The organism is Glycomyces sp. L485 (assembly GCF_022548875.1).
GTDB lineage: Bacteria > Actinomycetota > Actinomycetes > Mycobacteriales > Micromonosporaceae > Glycomyces.
This window is the reverse complement of sequence record NZ_JAKZEW010000062.1, coordinates 617-16,749: the sequence shown is the minus strand read 5'-3', so window position 1 is coordinate 16,749 and position 16,133 is coordinate 617. Positions and strand designations below refer to the sequence as shown.

The window sequence follows — 16,133 nt, the reverse complement described above, 5'->3', positions numbered from 1 at the left end:
TGGGGGCAGGAGGACTACATGGACGCGCAGTTGCAGAAGACTTACGACGCATTCGTCACGCGGGGATACCCGGTCGTCGTAGGCGAGTACGGCTCGGTCGACAAGTCATCGCACGACTCGGCGAACAACCGGTATCGGGAGGACTTCGCGCGCGCCATGGTGGCCACCGCCAAGCAGTATGGAGCCGCCACCATTTACTGGGACAACGGCGTCAACGGGCAGTACGGGTTCGGGCTGTTCGACCGAACCTCTTATGCGGTGACCCAACCGGGCATCGTCGATGCCATCATGAGCGGCCTCGGTGATGACGACCCGGGCCAACCGTCCGGCTCCGTCGAGATCGTGGGCGCGGCGTCGAACCGCTGCATCGACATCCCGAATTCCTCGACGACGAACGGGACGCAGGCGCAGCTGTGGGACTGCTCGCAGAGCTCGGGCCAGCTGTTCGCCCACACCTCCGCGGCCGAGCTGAAGGTCAACGGCAAGTGCCTCGACGCGGAGGGCTGGGGTTCGACCAATGGCACTCGGGCGGTGATCTGGGACTGCTCGGGCGGCGGCAACCAGCGCTGGAATGTGAATTCGAACGGCACCATCACCAACGTCCACAACGGGCTCTGCCTGGACGCCAACGGCGCCGCTACCGCCAACGGCACCGAGATCATCCTCTGGACCTGCAACGGCGGCGACAACCAACGCTGGAACCTCCGATAGACCCGACCGCGTAGGCACACCTACTACTGCGGCCTTGGGCGTGGAGGCGGCACCGCGATGCGGTGCCGCCTTTTCCTTGCGCTAACCCTCGCGCAGCAGGGCGTTGCATTCGCACTGGAGCGCCTCGTCGGCCCGCTGAGGGGAGCTACCCCAGCCACGAACTGCTGCAAGCAGGACTAATCGGGAATCTCCCCTAGAGTTCGCACTCGGGGCGGGTAGGAACCGGCCGGCGGGCGGGCGGCCGGTTCCCTACCCGCCCCGACTGCGGTCGTCGGGTCGGATTCTCATTTCTTCTCCTACAGGGGGCTAGGCTCAGCAGCCCGTAGATATCGGTATCTGACTGCTGGGCGGCGCATGCCGCGAGCGCAGGGCCGAGTCGTCGAATTGTTGCCGCTGGTGATCCCACTGATTGTCTGACACGGCATCACGGCAGGTTGATCCGCCCGAAAAGGAGTAGCGATCCGCTGGACGCGGAGACTCGACAATCGGCTGCGTTGTCTCTAGGATAGAAACCGATATCTATCCACCCCTGACTGGAGGAGCCCCAGTGGCCGACCGACCCCGGGCGCTGTTCGCGATGAGCCCCGAGCACCTGAACCAACTGTTCCCCGAGCCGCTCATGCGGCGCCTGACCGCCGTGCTCGACATCGACCCCGCCCTCGTGGCCGAGCGGTTCGACGATCCCGCCGCCGCGGCCGTCCTGGCCGACGCGGAGGTGATCGTCTCCAGCTGGGGGTCCCCGCGCGTGGACGGGACGGTCCTGGAGAAGGCCCCTCGTCTGCGGGCCGTCCTCCACGCCGCAGGTTCGGTCAAGTCGCTCGTCGGGGCCGACGCCTGGGACCGGGGCGTCGCAGTCTCCTCTTCCGGCAGTGCCAACGCCCTGCCGGTCGCCGAGTACACCGTCGCCGCAATCCTCATGGCGGGCAAGGGCATCTTCAACCTGCGCGAAGACTTCCGGGCCAAGCGCGGGTTCACTCTCGGCCTGGTCCACGACGATGTCGGGAACTTCGGGCGCGTCGTGGGCCTCATCGGCGCCTCCGCGATCGGGCGCCGCGTCATCGAACTGCTGCGCCCGTTCGACCTCGACATCCTCCTGGCCGACCCCTACGTCGACGAGGCCGAGGCCGCGAGGCTCGGCGTCGGCCTGGTCGGACTCGACGAGCTCGTCGCCCGCTCGCATGTGGTCAGCGTCCACGCCCCCGACCTGCCAGAGACCCGGCATCTCATCGACGCGCCGCGCCTGGCAGCGATGAGGGACGGCACGGTCGTGGTGAACACCGCCCGAGGACGGCTGGTCGACACCGACGCGCTCACCGCCGAACTGCTCACCGGGCGCCTTTCGGCGGTCATCGACGTCACCCACCCCGAACCGCTTCCGGCCGACTCGCCGCTGTTCGACCTGCCGAACGTCTTCCTCACCCCGCACGTCGCCGGATCGCAGGGCAACGAGCTGGCGCGCATGGGCCTGTACATGGTCGAGGAGGCCGAACGCCTCGCGGCCGACGAGCCCCTGCGCCACCGAGTCGACCCCGGGCTGCTTTCCAGACTGGCGTGAGGACCGGGCGCGGTCTTGAACGGACTGGCGTGAGTTTCGAGCGGGCTGCCAATAGGATCGAGGGCATGAGACTGATGCCCGTCGCGGCCGCCGGACTGGCCGCCCTGATGCTCGCCGCCTGCTCCGGCGCCGAGGAGCCGCCCGCCGCCGAAGAGACCGTCCCCGGCGCGGCATCGGCCATGGCCGAGGTCGAGAACGTCCGGTTCGACCTCGCCGTCGACGGCGACGTCCCCGGGCTCGACATCTCCTCGGCCGACGGCGTCGTCACCGCGGACGGCGACGCCGAAGGCACCGGGGTCATCACCGCGATGGGCATGGACGTCGAGGTCGAGTACGTGATCGTGGGGGAGGACGCCTACGTCAAGGGCTTCACCGGCGACTACCAGCAGATCCCCTTGGGCGACGAGATGCTGCCCTACGACCCGACCGTCCTTCTCGCCCCGGACCGCGGCATCGCCGAGCTCCTGGCCGCCTACGACTCCGCCGAGCCGCAGGAGACCGAGGAGGTCGACGGCACGGACGCCTACCGGTACCGCGTGACCTTCGACCCGCAGGTGTTCGCGGACTTCATACCCGCCGAAGGGGACTGGAACGAGGCCACGGTCTGGTTCGACACCGAGACCCTGCGCGTGGTCAAGGCCGAGTTCGAGGAGGGCGGCGCGACAGTCACTCTCCGCCTGTCCGACTACGACGACTCGGTCACCGTTGAAGCCCCTTAGCACGACGGACCGAACTCGGCGCCGCGTCGCGATCAGCGCGGCCAGCGCCACTGTCCTCATCGGATCAATCGACGCGTACGTGCTCGTGTCGGTCCTAGTCGACATGATCCAGGACCTCGGCATCCCAGCCAACCACCTCGAACGCGCCACGCCGCTGGTCACCGGCTACCTCCTCGGGTACGTGGCCGGGATGCCGCTGCTCGGGCGGCTCTCGGACCGCCTCGGGCGCCGCACCGTCATCCACGCCTGCCTCGCCGCCTTCGCGATCGGCTCGATCATCAGCGCCACCGCGACCGGCCTCGTCGTCCTCGCCGCCGGGCGGGCCCTCCAGGGCCTCGCGGGCGGTGCCCTGCTGCCGGTGACGATGGCCCTCGCCGCCGACCTGTTCTCCACGCGCCGACGTGCCGCCGTCCTCGGATGGGTCGGCGCCGCGCAGGAACTCGGCGCGGTCATCGGACCGCTGTTCGGCGCCGGCGTCGCGGCCCTGGTCGGATGGCGCGGGATCTTCTGGATCAACGTCCCGCTCGCCATTCTCGCCGCGCTGGCCATCCACTTCACCGTCCCCGCGCCCGGAGCGGACCGGCGCGGTCAGCGCGTCGACTTCGTCGGCGGCTCGCTCCTGGCGCTGGCCCTCGGCCTGCTCGTCGTGGGCCTGTACAACCCCGAGCCCGAATCGTCGGTGCTGCCCTCCTGGGGCGCGCCGGTGATCGCCGCCGGGGCGGTGGCGCTGGCGGCGTTCGCGCTGTGGCAGTGGCGCTCCCCGGTGAAGCTCCTCGACCCGGCCGGGGTGCGCTGGCGGCCGTTCGGACTCAGCCTGGCCGCGAGCCTCGCCACCGGCGCCGCCCTCATGGTCACCCTCGTCGACGTCCAGCTCATGGCCCAGACCCTCCTGGACAGGGATTCGGCCGGCGGCGCGGTGCTGCTCCTGTGGTTCCTCATCGGGTTGCCGATCGGCGCGGTCCTCGGCGGGCGGCTGGTCGCGCGCTTCGGCGAACGCATCCCTGCCGTGGCGGGCCTGGCCGCCGCGGGGGCCGGCTACCTCCTCATCGCGGCGCGGCTGCCCGAGGTGGAGGCGGGACTGGCGCTCGCCGGGATCGCCCTCGGCGTCGTCATCGCGCCGCTGTCCGCGGTGGCGCTGAGCACCACTCCGGAAGGCCAGCACGGCATGGCTTCGGCGGCGGTCGTGGTCGCCCGCATGATGGGCATGCTCCTCGGCATCGCGGCCCTGACCTCCTGGAGCCTGCACCGCTTCGCCGAAGCGACCGCCGACCTCGACACGCCGCTGCCGTTCGGGATGTCCGAGGCCGAGTACCTCCAGCAGCAGGAGGTCTACCTGGAGGCCCTCGACGCGGCCCTGGCCGCCCAGTACAGCGACGTCTTCACCGCCACCGCCGTGATCTGCCTGGCCGGGGCCGTAGCCGCCCTCGGGCTCCCCGGCATGCGGCGCGCGGCACTATGAGCCCGAGCTCCTCAGCATGTATTCGGCATGTTCCAACCGGCCGAGGAACGCGAGAACTGCGGCCTGGCGTGGAGGGATAGTGTTGCGGTCATGGCTGATCTTGCGATCGTGGAGAACGCGGACGAGCAGCGCTACGAGCTGCGGGACTCTCAGGGCGGCGTCCTCGGGTACCTGGAGTACCTGCCGCGCGAGGAGTTCACGATCCTGCCGCACACCGAGGTCGACCGGTCCCTGCGCGGTCAGGGCTGGGGCGACGCGCTCGCCAGGCACGTCCTCGACGACTTGCGCGGCAAGGGCGTCAAGGTCTATCCGACCTGTCCGTTCGTCACGCGCTGGATGGACCGCCACGCCGAGTACGACGACATTCGATACCGGCAGTAGCCGACTCTGTCGGGCATTGTTCACCTGTAGGCCCGATCACGGTTAACCTTCCGTTCACTCAGGGGCGCAGCATCTTCGTATGAGCTTCCTCCCGGCATGCGACGCGGCCTGATGCTGTCCGCCCTCATCCTCCTGCGGCACGCCGCGACGTCGATGCCGCCGGCCCGGCTCGACGCCGCCGAGACCCAGCGCGCCGCGGCCATTGCCGACTTCCTTCAGCTGTACAACCCGACCGTCCTCGTCAGCGCCCCCGAACGCGCCTGCGCCGACACGCTCGCGCCCCTCGCGAGCCGCCTCGACCTGGAGGTCACCGCCAGCGCCGACCTCGCCGCCGAGCAGCCGAAGTTCCCCGGCGACGGCGGCCCCGCCCACGCAGCCGCCTGGTTCGCCTCCCGCGCCCTCCGGGCCCTGCCCGACGCCCGCCGCACCGCCGTGGTCTGCGCCGAAGGCGTCGTCCTCGCCGCCGCATTGGTCGCGATCGCCGCCCGCGACGACCACGACCTGTCCGCCTACGGGTTCACGCTCCCGCTGGAGGGCCCGCAGACACTGCCGCCCGGCGGCGGCTGGGTCGTGCACCGCGACGACGGTCGCCTGGTCGACGTCAAGTCCCTCGCCCCGCGGTAAATCGATTGCCCGCCCGGACCGGCCGCGATTAGCATCGAGGATTCGTCTGCCTCAAACCGTGCCTGATCCGGGGGACCGCCATGTCTGAAGCCGAGCTGACCGCGGAGATCGACTACCACGAGCGGGCGCGGGCCCACATGGCCGAGATGCTCAGGACCACCGCCGACACCTACGACCGGCATGAAGCCGAGTTCAACGAGGGCAACCGCGGCGGGGGCGGAGGCGACGTCGGCCCCGACAAGGAACTCGCCTTCGCGATGGCCAGGTACACCACCGGCCGCATGAAGGACCTCACCGACCGCGACATCGCGCTGTTCTTCGGCCGCATCTGGTTCGACTCCGGCGAGCAGTACCACATCGGCCGCCGCCACATCCGCGACGAGACCGCCGCCCCGCTCGTCCTCGACTGGCGCGCCCCCGTCGCCGAGCACTACTACCGCGCCTCCGCGCACGACCGGCGCGAGGTCGCCAAGCGCCGCCGCTTCGGCTTCCGCGGCGCTGAGATCACCGGTTTCGAGGACGAGGACCTGCGCCTCGGCGAGGAGGTCTCATCCGACATCCTCACCGCCGAGATCGAACGTCCCCGCACCGGGCCCATGAGGGACATCGTCGCCACCATCCAGCCCGAGCAGGACGAGCTCATCCGTCGCGGCGCGGCCACCACCATGTGCGTCCAGGGCGCGCCCGGCACCGGCAAGACCGCCGTAGGCCTCCACCGCGCCGCCTGGCTGCTCTACAACTACGCCGAGCACCTCCACAAGGCCGGCGTCCTCGTCGTCGGCCCCAACGAGGGCTTCCTCGCCTACATCGCGAACGTCCTGCCCACTCTCGGCGAGTCCGCCGTCTGGCAGGTCACCGTCCAGCAGATGCTGAAGGCCGACACCGCCACCGCCGCCGACCGCCACGAGGCGGCGATGGTCAAGCACGACGCCCGCATGGCGCTCGTGTGCGAACGGGCCGTCTGGGGGCACGTCGGCCGCGCCGAAGACGCCGGGCTGAGCGCCGATGAGGGCCTGCTCATCAACGACGGCGGCTGGCGCTGGCGCCTCGGCGTCCGCTATCTCAACGAGGCGATCGACACCGCCCGCGCCAACACCCGCACCTACGACGCGGGCCGCAGGGCCGTCGAGGACGCCATCGTCCAGGGCGCCCGGCGCCAGGCGGAGATTCGCGCCGGGCACTCCCCGGACGGCAGGTGGGCCACCAAGCTCAAGCGCACCGAAGCCGTCAAGGGCTTCCTCGACGCGGTCTGGCCGAAGCTGAACGCCAAGAACGTCCTGCGCAAGCTCTACTTCGATGCGGCCTTCCGCGCCGACGCCACCGGGGGCATCCTCACCGACGAGGAGGCCGGACTCATCGCCCCGCAGGGCCGCGCGCTCAAGACGACCGCCGCCGACATCCTGATCGCCGACGAGATCGCCTCGCACCTCAAGCTCCCGCCGCCCTCGGACTCTTACGGCCACATCGTCATCGACGAGGCCCAGGACCTGTCCCCGATGCAGTGCCGCGCGATCGCCCGCCGCTCGGGCGGCGGGTCGCTCACCGTCCTCGGCGACCTCGCTCAGGGCACCACCCCGTGGGCCGCCGTCGACTGGCGCGGCCAGATGGCCCACCTTGGAAAGTCTGAAGTGGAGTTCACCGAGCTCACCACCGGCTTCCGCGTCCCCGGCGTCATCATCGAGCTGGCCAACCGCGTTCTGCCCCACCTCGGTGTCGACGTCGCCCCCGCCCGTTCCATCCGCTCGGACGGCTCTCTCGAATACATCGCCGCATCCGATCTGCGTCGAGGCGTGGGCGAGGCCGTCGAGAAGGCCCTGGCCGAGGAGGGCCTGGTCGGCGTCATCGCCGCAGACCACCGGGTCGACGAAATGCGTGACGCGCTCGGCGAGAACGAGCGGGTCGAACCGGTCGCCGCCAGTCTCGCCAAAGGGCTCGAGTACGACCACGTCGTCGTGGTAGAGCCCTCCGAGATCGTCGCCGCGCCCGCCACGGATGGAGCGGCCGTCGAAGGAGTCGGTCTGCGGCACCTCTACGTCGCACTCACCCGCGCCGTCTCCAGGCTCACCATCGTCCACACAAGGCAACTCCCGCCCCAGATGAACTCCTGAGTTCCACGAGCGGATTCGTGTAACGTCGCCATCACGAACACCGGTCGTCGCACGAAGAACACGGTGGGAGACGGGGCGGCCCCCCGGATCGCAACATCACGGAATTATCACGAATAGACTCCAGTTGGTCACTGGGTGCTCGCTTCCGGCATCGGGCATGTCTAGTGTTGCAGACACACCGCCGAGGGTGACCCTGACCGCTGCCTCTGATCTGGAGTCCTGCGGCTCCCACTGTTTCATGCGGGGCGACAGCGTGATCGCTCCAGAACCCGGCGACGGCCTCGGCAAGACAAACGGAGGAGATCTATGACTCTCAAGAGGAGAGCGCTCGCGGGCATCGCGACGGCAACCGCCGGCGCGCTCGCACTGTCGGCCTGCGGGGGCGGCGGCGACGATGACAGCGCCTCGCAAGGTGGCGACGTCACCTGGGCCATCGCGTCGAGCTTCAACAACTGGTACCTGGACACGAGCGCGGGCAACAGCTCGTACCTGCGCCAGATCCTGTCCCCGATGCTGCCCACCTTGGGCGACTTCCACCCCGAAGACGGCTCGTGGGTCGTCAACGACGCGGTCGTGGCCGAGGACCCGGTGCTCCTGAGTGAAGCCCCGATGCAGGTTCAGATCAAGCTCAACCCCGACGCGAACTGGGGCGACGGCAACCCGATCCGCATCGAGGACTTCATCTACACGTGGCACCAGCGCGCCGCCACCGAAGAGTTCTGCGACGAGAAGTGCGACACGGTCAGCGCCGAGGGCTGGGCGCAGATCGAGTCGATCGAGGAGCCCGAAGAGGGCACCGTCGTGATCACCTACGAAGAGGGCTACGCCGACCCCGAGTGGCTCTACACCGAGTACCTGCGGATGCCCTCGCACATCGCCGAGGAGAACGGCTTCACGGACTGGGCCACCGACCCGGCCCAGATGGGCGAGAGCGTCGAATGGTTCGCGTCCAACGCCCCGACCTGGTCGGCCGGCGCCTACCTTCCGGCCGACGCCGAGCTCGGCGAGTTCATCCGCTACGAGCCGAACCCCGATTACGCCGGATCGGCCGACCCGAGCCTCGACAGCCTCACCCTCGAGGTCATCGAGGACACCGAGTCGATCATCACCGAGGCCCGTCAGGGCACCATCGACGGTGCATGGCCGAACACCTTCACCATGGACCAGCTCACCAAGCTCGACGACACCCAGGACGTCAGCTACGAGACCTACCCGGGCTCGATCTGGATCCACCTGGACATCAACGCCGAGAACCAGTTCCTGAGCGACCAGGCGCTGCGCCAGGCGGTCTTCACCGCCATCGACGTCAACGAGCTGATCGAGCGGAACTTCCAGGGCATCGACGGCGTCAGCCGCAAGCTCAACCCGTTCTTCACCGAGGGCTCGCCCTACTACGAAGAGGTCCCCGCCCTTCTCGAGCAGGGCACCGGCGACCTCGACGCCGCCCGGACCCTGCTCGAAGACGCCGACTACACCGTCGAGGGCGACACGCTCATGAGCCCGGACGGCGAAGCCGTGACCTTCAACTTCCGGTTCGGCGGCTCCGACGAGATCCGCAAGACCATCGCGGAACTGGTGCAGGCGCAGCTGGGCGAGCTCGGCATCACCGTCGAGCTCAACCCGATCGCCGACAACGCCCTCGGCGACGTCATCGGCGGCAAGGAGTTCGACATGGTCATCTTCGGCTGGTCGGGCAACCCCGCCTTCGTGGTCGCTCCGAACCAGTTCTTCGGCGCGGAGTCGCCGTACATGTTCGGTCCGACCGACAATGCCGAGCTCCAGGCCGCCATCGAGGGCGTCCGCAACTTCGACATCGACGCGTCCGCCGCCTCGGCCAACGAGGCCGCCAAGATCGCCGGAGAGCTGGCCGTCCAGCTGCCGATCCTCGACGAGCCGCAGAGCATCATCGTGGCCGACTACCTGGAGAACGTGGGCCCGAACGGCAACAGCCAGGCCGGTCCGCTGTGGAACGTCCAGGAATGGGCCGCCGGCTAACGGTTCAGTCCGCTTCCGAATCCCCATGAGAGCCCGGCTCTCGCAAGCGGGGCCGGCCCTCGGCCGGCCCCGCTTCCCCGTTCGCGAACCAGGCGAAAACGATCACACCTCGATCACGGTGGCAGCGTGGTGCGGACCGGGGCCTGCGGTGTAGCGGCCATCGTTCCGCCGCAACTGATAACGATCAAATAACGAACAAGGCTCATATGTAGTTCGAGAGAGGCCGACGGCACCGATCCCGTGGAAGGCTGTATCAGCGCCACCCGGCTCGCCCCCAAGGCCGCGGCGACGCCGACCCGCACCGAACCGTCCGGCCGGCCAGCCCGGTCCGCGGTCCGAGGACGGGGCCCACCATGGTTTCCGAAGGAGAAAAATGCGTCCCAAGCACCGACCCGCGGCCGTCGCGGCCCTCCCCGCCGCAGCGACCCTGGTTCTGTCGGCCTGCGGCGCAGGCGCCTCGGCTGGCGGCGGCGGATTCGACGACTGCGAGGACCGGCCCGTCACGTGCAACTCGGGCGAACGGGCCGACGGCGGCGAGATCACCTGGGCCATCGACGGCTCCTGGGCCGGATGGAACCTCTCGGTCGCCGCCGACAACAGCGCCTACCTGAACTCGGCGCTGGCGGGCGTCCGGCCCTTCGAAGGCCAGTTCGACCAGGAAGGCCGATGGCAGTTCAACGACGGGCTCCTCTCCGCCGATCCCGAACTGGTCAGCGAAGACCCGGTCCAGGTCGCCTACGAACTCAACCCCGACGCCACCTGGGGCGACGGGACCCGCATCGGCGTCGACGACTTCGTCTACCACTGGTACGCCCGCTCCGGCGACGAATCCCTCTGCGCGGGCTGCACCCCGGCCACCACCTCGTACGGCTCCGCCGTCGCGTCGATCGACGCCAATGGCAGTACGGTGACCGTCACCTACGACGACGGCTACTCCTCAGCCGAATGGCGCTACGAGCAGGTCCTGTCGCACCCCGCCCACATCGCCGAGGATGCCGGCTTCGACTGGCGCGAGGACCCCGAGGCGATGAAGGCCTCCCAGGACCACTTCTCAGAGACCGTCCCCACCTGGACAGCCGGGCCGTACCGGATCACCGACGCCGAACTCGGCCAGTTCGTGATCTACGAGCCCAACCCCGAATGGGCCGGCTCGGCCGAGGTCACCCTCGACCGGATCACCCTCGAATCCTTCGACTCGGTCGACTCGATCATCACCGAGATGCGGCAGGGCACCGTCGACGGCGCCAGCCCCGTAGCGATCGGCGCCGAGCACATCTCCCAGCTCCAGTCGGCCGACGGCATCGACTTCGCGGTCGCCCCCGGGCCCGGCTGGGAGCACATCGACCTCAACACCGACAACGAGTTCCTGTCCGACCCCGCGCTGCGCACCGCCGTGTTCCAGGCGATCGACGTGGAGAACATCATCGACCGCACCTACGCGAACGTCCAGACCGACGCCCAGCGCAAGCGCAACCACCTGTTCCGGGGCGAGTCCGAGTACTTCGTCGACAAGCTGAGCGCCACCGGCCAGGGCATCGGCGACATCGAACTCGCCCGCCGGACGCTCGACGCGGCCGGCTACAGCTGGGACGCCGACAACCGGCTCCGCACACCCGACGACGAGCCGGTGACCCTCTCATACGGCTACACCGAGAGCCGCGCCGACCGCGCCGTCGTCGCCCAGCTCGTCCAGGCCAACCTCGCCGACCTCGGTGTCGAGATCGAACTCGACCCGTTCTCCTCGGCCGACCTCGGACCCACCCTGTTCGAAGGCCGGTTCGACATCGTCGCGTTCGGCTGGTCCACGTCCCCGACCTTCGTCGGCGGCGCGAGCCAGTACTGGTCGAGCTCGTCCTCCTCGAACTTCGGCGGGCTCGACGACGAAGCGCTCGACGAGATCCTCGACAGGCTCAACGGGACGCTCGACATCGACACGGCCGCCGAGATCGCCAACGAGGCCGTAGCCCAGGTGATCGGCGACGCCTACGTACTCCCGGTCATCGACACGCCGGTCGCCGTCATGGCCTCCGATGAGCTCGTCAACGTCCGAGACAATTGGGCCTCGCAGGAGCGGGCACTGTACAACATCGCTGAATGGGGAGTGCGCACCGACGAATAGTCCATGCCCGTGGCAGTCGGCCCGGGCCCGAGCAGCATTCGCCTCTGGGGCCACTCCGCCGCAGGCCATCGCCCATGCCTTTGCAATCATCGAGGAACTATGCTTGTATTCACCATTCGGCGCATCGTGATGATGATCCCGGTCCTCATCGGCGCCTCCCTGCTCGCGTTCGTCCTGGTGAGCGTCTCAGGGGACCCGGTCGCCGACCAGGTGTTCATCCTTGAGCAGTCCACCGGGGAACCGGTGCCCCAGGAGACCGTGGACAACATCAAGGAACGGCTCTACTACGACCGCTCGCTGCCCGAACGCTACTGGCTGTGGCTCACCGGCATCGGCGAGACCAACGGCGACATCGGACTCCTGCAGGGCGAATGGGGTCCGTCGATCGAAGGCAGCGCGATCGACGTCGGCGAGGAGATCGGCTCCCGCTTCTGGATCACCCTGCGCCTGGTCCTGTTCGCCACCGTCGCCTCGATCGCCATCGCGATCCTCACCGGCGTGGTCTCAGCCGTCAAGCAGTACTCCAAGGTCGACTACCTCCTCACCTTCATCGGATTCCTCGCCCTGTCGATGCCCACCTTCTGGTTCGGCCTGCTGATGAAGGAGGCCGCCGTCCAGACGAACAACGCCATCGGCTCGACGTTCTTCCAGACCTACCGAGACTCGACCCGGGGATTCCACGGCAACGGCTGGGAGGTGTTCCTCGACGCCATCCCGTACCTGATCATCCCCACCATCGTCCTCATGCTCACCGGTTACGCGGCGATGTCCCGGTACCAGAGGGCCTCGATGCTGGAGGTCCTCAACTCCGACTACGTGCGCCTGGCCCGCGCCAAAGGCGTGCGCAACGGCACCGTCATGCGCCGCCACGCCCTGCGCACCGCCCTGATCCCGGTGGCCACCTTCGCGCCGCTGGGACTGGCCACCGCGATGGGCGGCTCGCTCGTCATCGAGCGGATCTTCGGCTGGCGGGGGCTCGGCGCCTTCGCCTACGACGCCATCACCCACAACGACGCGTTCGCAGTGCTTGGCTACCTGTTCATCTCCGGCGTCATCGTCCTGATCGGCATCCTGATCTCCGACTTGATGTACGGCGTGCTCGACCCGAGGATCCGCTATGAGTAACACGACCACCACCGCCTTCGAAGCGGAGGCCATCACCACCAAGGAGCGCACACAGCTCCAACTGGTCACCAAGCGGTTCTTCCGCCACAAGGCGGCCGTGATCAGTCTCATCGGCTTCATCACGATCGTCCTGTTCGCCTTCGTCGGGCCCTACCTGTGGCAGTGGGACCACCGCATCCACACCGAGATCCCGTCGTGGGCGCCGCCGTCGCCGGAGCACCCGTTCGGCTCGGACCGGGCCGGACGCGACATGATGGGCACCGTCATGCGCGCCACCGGGCAGTCGCTGAAGGTGGCGCTGGTGGTCGCGCTCGGCTCGACGTTCATCGGCGCCGTCGTCGGCGCCGTCGCCGGGTACTACCGCGGCTGGGTCGACGCTCTGCTCATGCGCTTGGTCGACATCCTGTTCGTCATCCCGTTCCTCGTCATCACCGCAGCCATGGCCGGCAACGTCCGCGGCGGCACCACCTGGTGGCACATGGCGCTCATCCTCATGGTCTTCGGCTGGCTCGGCACCTCCAGGGCCGTGCGCGCCGAAGTGCTGAGCCTGCGGGAGAAGGAGTTCATCGAGGCCGCCCGCTCGGTCGGCGGATCCGACCTGCACATCATCTTCAGGCACCTCATCCCGAACACGATGAGCGTCATCATCGTCTCGGCGACCCTCCAGATCGCGTTCGCGATCCTGTCGGAGTCGACCTTGTCCTTCCTCGGCCTGGGCATCCAAGCGCCGGACACGTCGCTGGGCCTGCTCATCCAGGCGGCAGAATCATCTGCGTTCTCCGAACGCTGGTACCTGTTCTACATTCCGGGCATCTTCGTCATCCTCATCGCGCTGACGATCAACTTCGTCGGCGACGGCCTGCGCGACGCGATGGACCCCCGGCAGACGATGGTGAGGCGATAGGCCATGGACCTGACAGTCAACGGCACGCGAGTCGAAGGCTCGCCCGGAGCCGGCGAGAAGGGCGAGCTCGTCCTTGAAGTCGACGACCTCAACGTGGGCTTCCCGACCGACGACGGCATGGTCAACGCCGTGCGCGGCGTCTCCTACCAGCTGCGCCGCGGGCAGAGCCTCGGCATCGTCGGCGAGTCCGGCTCGGGCAAGTCGGTCACCTCCATGGCGGTCCTGGGCCTGCTGCCCAAGACCGCGCAGGTCACCGGCTCGGCCAAGCTGCTCGGCGAGGAGCTGCTGGGCCTCGGAGACGCGGCCCTGTCCGAAGTGCGCGGCAAGCGGATCTCCATGATCTTCCAGGACCCGCTCACCAGCCTCAACCCGGTCTACACAGTCGGCTTCCAACTGGCCGAGGCGATCCGGGTCCACTACCCCGAGGTGAAGAGGGCCGAAGCGCGCGAGCGCTCCATCGACCTGCTCGACACCGTCGGCATCCCCAACCCGTCCCAGCGGGTCGACGCCTACCCGCACGAGCTCTCCGGCGGCATGCGCCAGCGCGTGGTCATCGCGATCGCCATGGCCAACAACCCGGACGTCATCATCGCCGACGAGCCCACCACGGCCCTCGACGTGACGGTGCAGGCGCAGGTGCTGGAGGCGCTGGAGCGGGCCCGCGAAGAGGTCAATGCGGCGCTCATCCTCATCACCCACGACCTCGGGGTCATCGCCGGGCACACCGACGACGTGCTGGTCATGTACGCCGGGCGCCCGGTCGAGCAGGGCACGGTCGACGAGATCTTCTACGAGCCGCGCATGCCGTACACGCTCGGCCTCATCGGCTCCATGCCGCGCATGGACGAGGAGCGCGGCCACCGGCTCACGCCCGTCCACGGCACGCCGCCGTCCATGCTGAAGCTCCCGTCCGGCTGCCCGTTCCGACCCAGGTGCCCCATGTCCCAGGACATCTGCGCCGAGGTCGAACCGGACCTGCTGCCGATCGGCTCCACCGGTCACGTCGCGGCCTGCCACTTCGCCGACCAGTTGGAGGGCAAACGGCCCGAGGACGTGTTCGCGCCCGACTCGACCGACCCCGAGATCGAAGTCGCCGTCGAGTCCGAAGCCCCGCAGGAGCCCCGTTCCCAGGAGGACATGTGAACGCCATGCTCGACACGCCGCAGGCCGCGACGAGCCCGGTCATCGCCGGCAAGGACCTGGTCAAGGAATTCCCGGTGCGCTCCAAGGGCGTCGTGCGGCGCAAGATCGGCGCGATCCACGCCGTCTCGGGCGTGAACCTGGAGATCGGCGCGAACGAGACGCTCGCGCTCGTGGGCGAGTCCGGCTGCGGCAAGTCCACGACGGCGCGGCTGCTGATGAACCTCATCGAGCCGACGTCCGGGGAGGTCTTCTACGAGGGCAGGGACCTGACCAAGCTCTCGCGCAAGCAGATGCGGCCGATTCGGCGCGACATCCAGCTGGTGTTCCAGGACCCGATGGCGTCGCTGGACCCGCGCATGACGGTCTTCGAGATCATCGCCGAGCCGCTGCGCGTCCACGGCCTGTTCAAGAACGGCGGTCGAGACCGCGTGCGGTCCCTGATCGAGATCGTCGGGCTCAACCCAGAGCACCGCGACAGGTACCCGCACGAGTTCTCCGGCGGTCAGCGCCAGAGGATCGGCATCGCCCGGGCCCTGGCGCTGCAGCCTAAGGTGCTCATGCTCGACGAGCCGGTGAGCGCCCTGGACGTGTCGATCCAGGCGGGTGTCATCAACCTGCTGGAGGATCTCCAGGAAGAGCTGGGGCTGACCTACCTGTTCGTGTCGCACGACCTGTCGGTGGTGCGCCATATCGCGGACAAGGTCGCGGTCATGTACCTGGGCAAGATCGTCGAGGAGGGCACGACCGACGAGCTGTTCGCGGGGCCGGCCCACCCGTACACGCAGGCGCTGATGTCGGCGATCCCGCTGCCGGACCCGCGCAAGGAGCGCGCCAGGGAGCGGATCGTTCTGGTGGGCGACGTGCCGAGCCCGTCGAACCCGCCGTCGGGCTGCCGCTTCCGCACCCGCTGCCCGCTGTTCCAGACCCTGTCGAAGGGCGAGCAGCGCAAGTGCATCGAGGTGGAGCCGCTGCTGCGGTCCGACCACCAGGGACGGACGAGGGCGGCGTGCCACTACGCCGCGCCGAAGCAGCTCGTCTAGGCACATCCTCCGTCAACCTGGGCCGTCTCGCGAGCGCGGGGCGGCCCCGGTGGCATGTGCAGACTGCGTAGAAGTGAGCGGTGACGAGTGTGCACTGATCCCGCTCAACGGATCCCGTCCTGCCCAATGGTCCCCACCGTCAGCCGCCTGGGGAGTCCGGCAATGGGCGCGGGGGCGTTGGCGGGAGTGGTGTCGGGCAGATGGTTGCTCTGCGCCAAGAGCGGCGGCGATGACGAGGTAGGAGTCGGGT

13 protein-coding genes are annotated in these 16,133 nt (G+C 68.8%); all 13 read left to right on the top strand.

What is annotated here, in order from left to right; all coding sequences use genetic code 11:
- Nucleotides 1-711 (top strand): ricin-type beta-trefoil lectin domain protein (locus L0U85_RS19230; RefSeq protein WP_241379380.1); only part of this gene is annotated, 711 nt, incomplete at its 5' end.
- A 547-nt stretch (nucleotides 712-1,258) separates the two neighbouring features.
- The gene (locus L0U85_RS21485; protein WP_241379379.1) at nucleotides 1,259-2,266 is read left to right on the top strand and encodes a hydroxyacid dehydrogenase; all 1,008 of its coding nucleotides are present in this window, start codon (nucleotides 1,259-1,261) and stop codon (nucleotides 2,264-2,266) included.
- Between the two features lie 65 nt (nucleotides 2,267-2,331).
- A complete protein-coding gene (locus tag L0U85_RS19220) occupies nucleotides 2,332-2,985 on the top strand; it encodes an LppX_LprAFG lipoprotein (protein ID WP_241379378.1) in 654 nt (217 codons plus the stop codon).
- Nucleotides 2,972-4,444, top strand: coding sequence for an MFS transporter (locus L0U85_RS19215; protein ID WP_241379377.1), 1,473 nt, complete (start codon nucleotides 2,972-2,974; stop codon nucleotides 4,442-4,444). Before L0U85_RS19220 ends, L0U85_RS19215 begins: the two co-directional genes overlap by 14 nt.
- 90 nt (nucleotides 4,445-4,534) lie before the next feature.
- Nucleotides 4,535-4,825 carry a GNAT family N-acetyltransferase gene (locus L0U85_RS19210; protein WP_241379376.1) on the top strand — a complete coding sequence of 97 codons (291 nt, stop codon included), beginning with the start codon at nucleotides 4,535-4,537 and terminating at the stop codon, nucleotides 4,823-4,825.
- A 96-nt stretch (nucleotides 4,826-4,921) separates the two neighbouring features.
- Nucleotides 4,922-5,449 (top strand): histidine phosphatase family protein, encoded by a 528-nt coding sequence (locus L0U85_RS19205; RefSeq protein WP_241379375.1) that lies wholly within the window; start codon nucleotides 4,922-4,924, stop codon nucleotides 5,447-5,449.
- Between the two features lie 80 nt (nucleotides 5,450-5,529).
- Nucleotides 5,530-7,557 carry an AAA family ATPase gene (locus tag L0U85_RS19200; RefSeq protein WP_241379374.1) on the top strand — a complete coding sequence of 676 codons (2,028 nt, stop codon included), beginning with the start codon at nucleotides 5,530-5,532 and terminating at the stop codon, nucleotides 7,555-7,557.
- Nucleotides 7,558-7,863: 306 nt separating this feature from the next.
- Nucleotides 7,864-9,552: an ABC transporter substrate-binding protein gene (locus L0U85_RS19195; RefSeq protein WP_241379373.1), complete on the top strand. Its 1,689-nt coding sequence runs from the start codon at nucleotides 7,864-7,866 to the stop codon at nucleotides 9,550-9,552.
- A gap of 373 nt (nucleotides 9,553-9,925) precedes the next feature.
- Nucleotides 9,926-11,671 (top strand): ABC transporter family substrate-binding protein, encoded by a 1,746-nt coding sequence (locus tag L0U85_RS19190; protein ID WP_241379372.1) that lies wholly within the window; start codon nucleotides 9,926-9,928, stop codon nucleotides 11,669-11,671.
- A gap of 99 nt (nucleotides 11,672-11,770) precedes the next feature.
- Nucleotides 11,771-12,796 (top strand): ABC transporter permease, encoded by a 1,026-nt coding sequence (locus L0U85_RS19185; protein WP_241379371.1) that lies wholly within the window; start codon nucleotides 11,771-11,773, stop codon nucleotides 12,794-12,796.
- A complete protein-coding gene (locus tag L0U85_RS19180; protein ID WP_241379370.1) occupies nucleotides 12,789-13,700 on the top strand; it encodes an ABC transporter permease in 912 nt (303 codons plus the stop codon). Before L0U85_RS19185 ends, L0U85_RS19180 begins: the two co-directional genes overlap by 8 nt.
- Nucleotides 13,701-13,703: 3 nt before the next feature.
- Entirely contained in the window at nucleotides 13,704-14,843 is a 1,140-nt protein-coding gene (locus tag L0U85_RS19175) for an ABC transporter ATP-binding protein (RefSeq protein ID WP_241379369.1), read from the top strand.
- Nucleotides 14,844-14,848: 5 nt separating this feature from the next.
- A complete protein-coding gene (locus L0U85_RS19170) occupies nucleotides 14,849-15,883 on the top strand; it encodes an oligopeptide/dipeptide ABC transporter ATP-binding protein (protein WP_241379381.1) in 1,035 nt (344 codons plus the stop codon).
- Nucleotides 15,884-16,133: the final 250 nt, after the last annotated feature.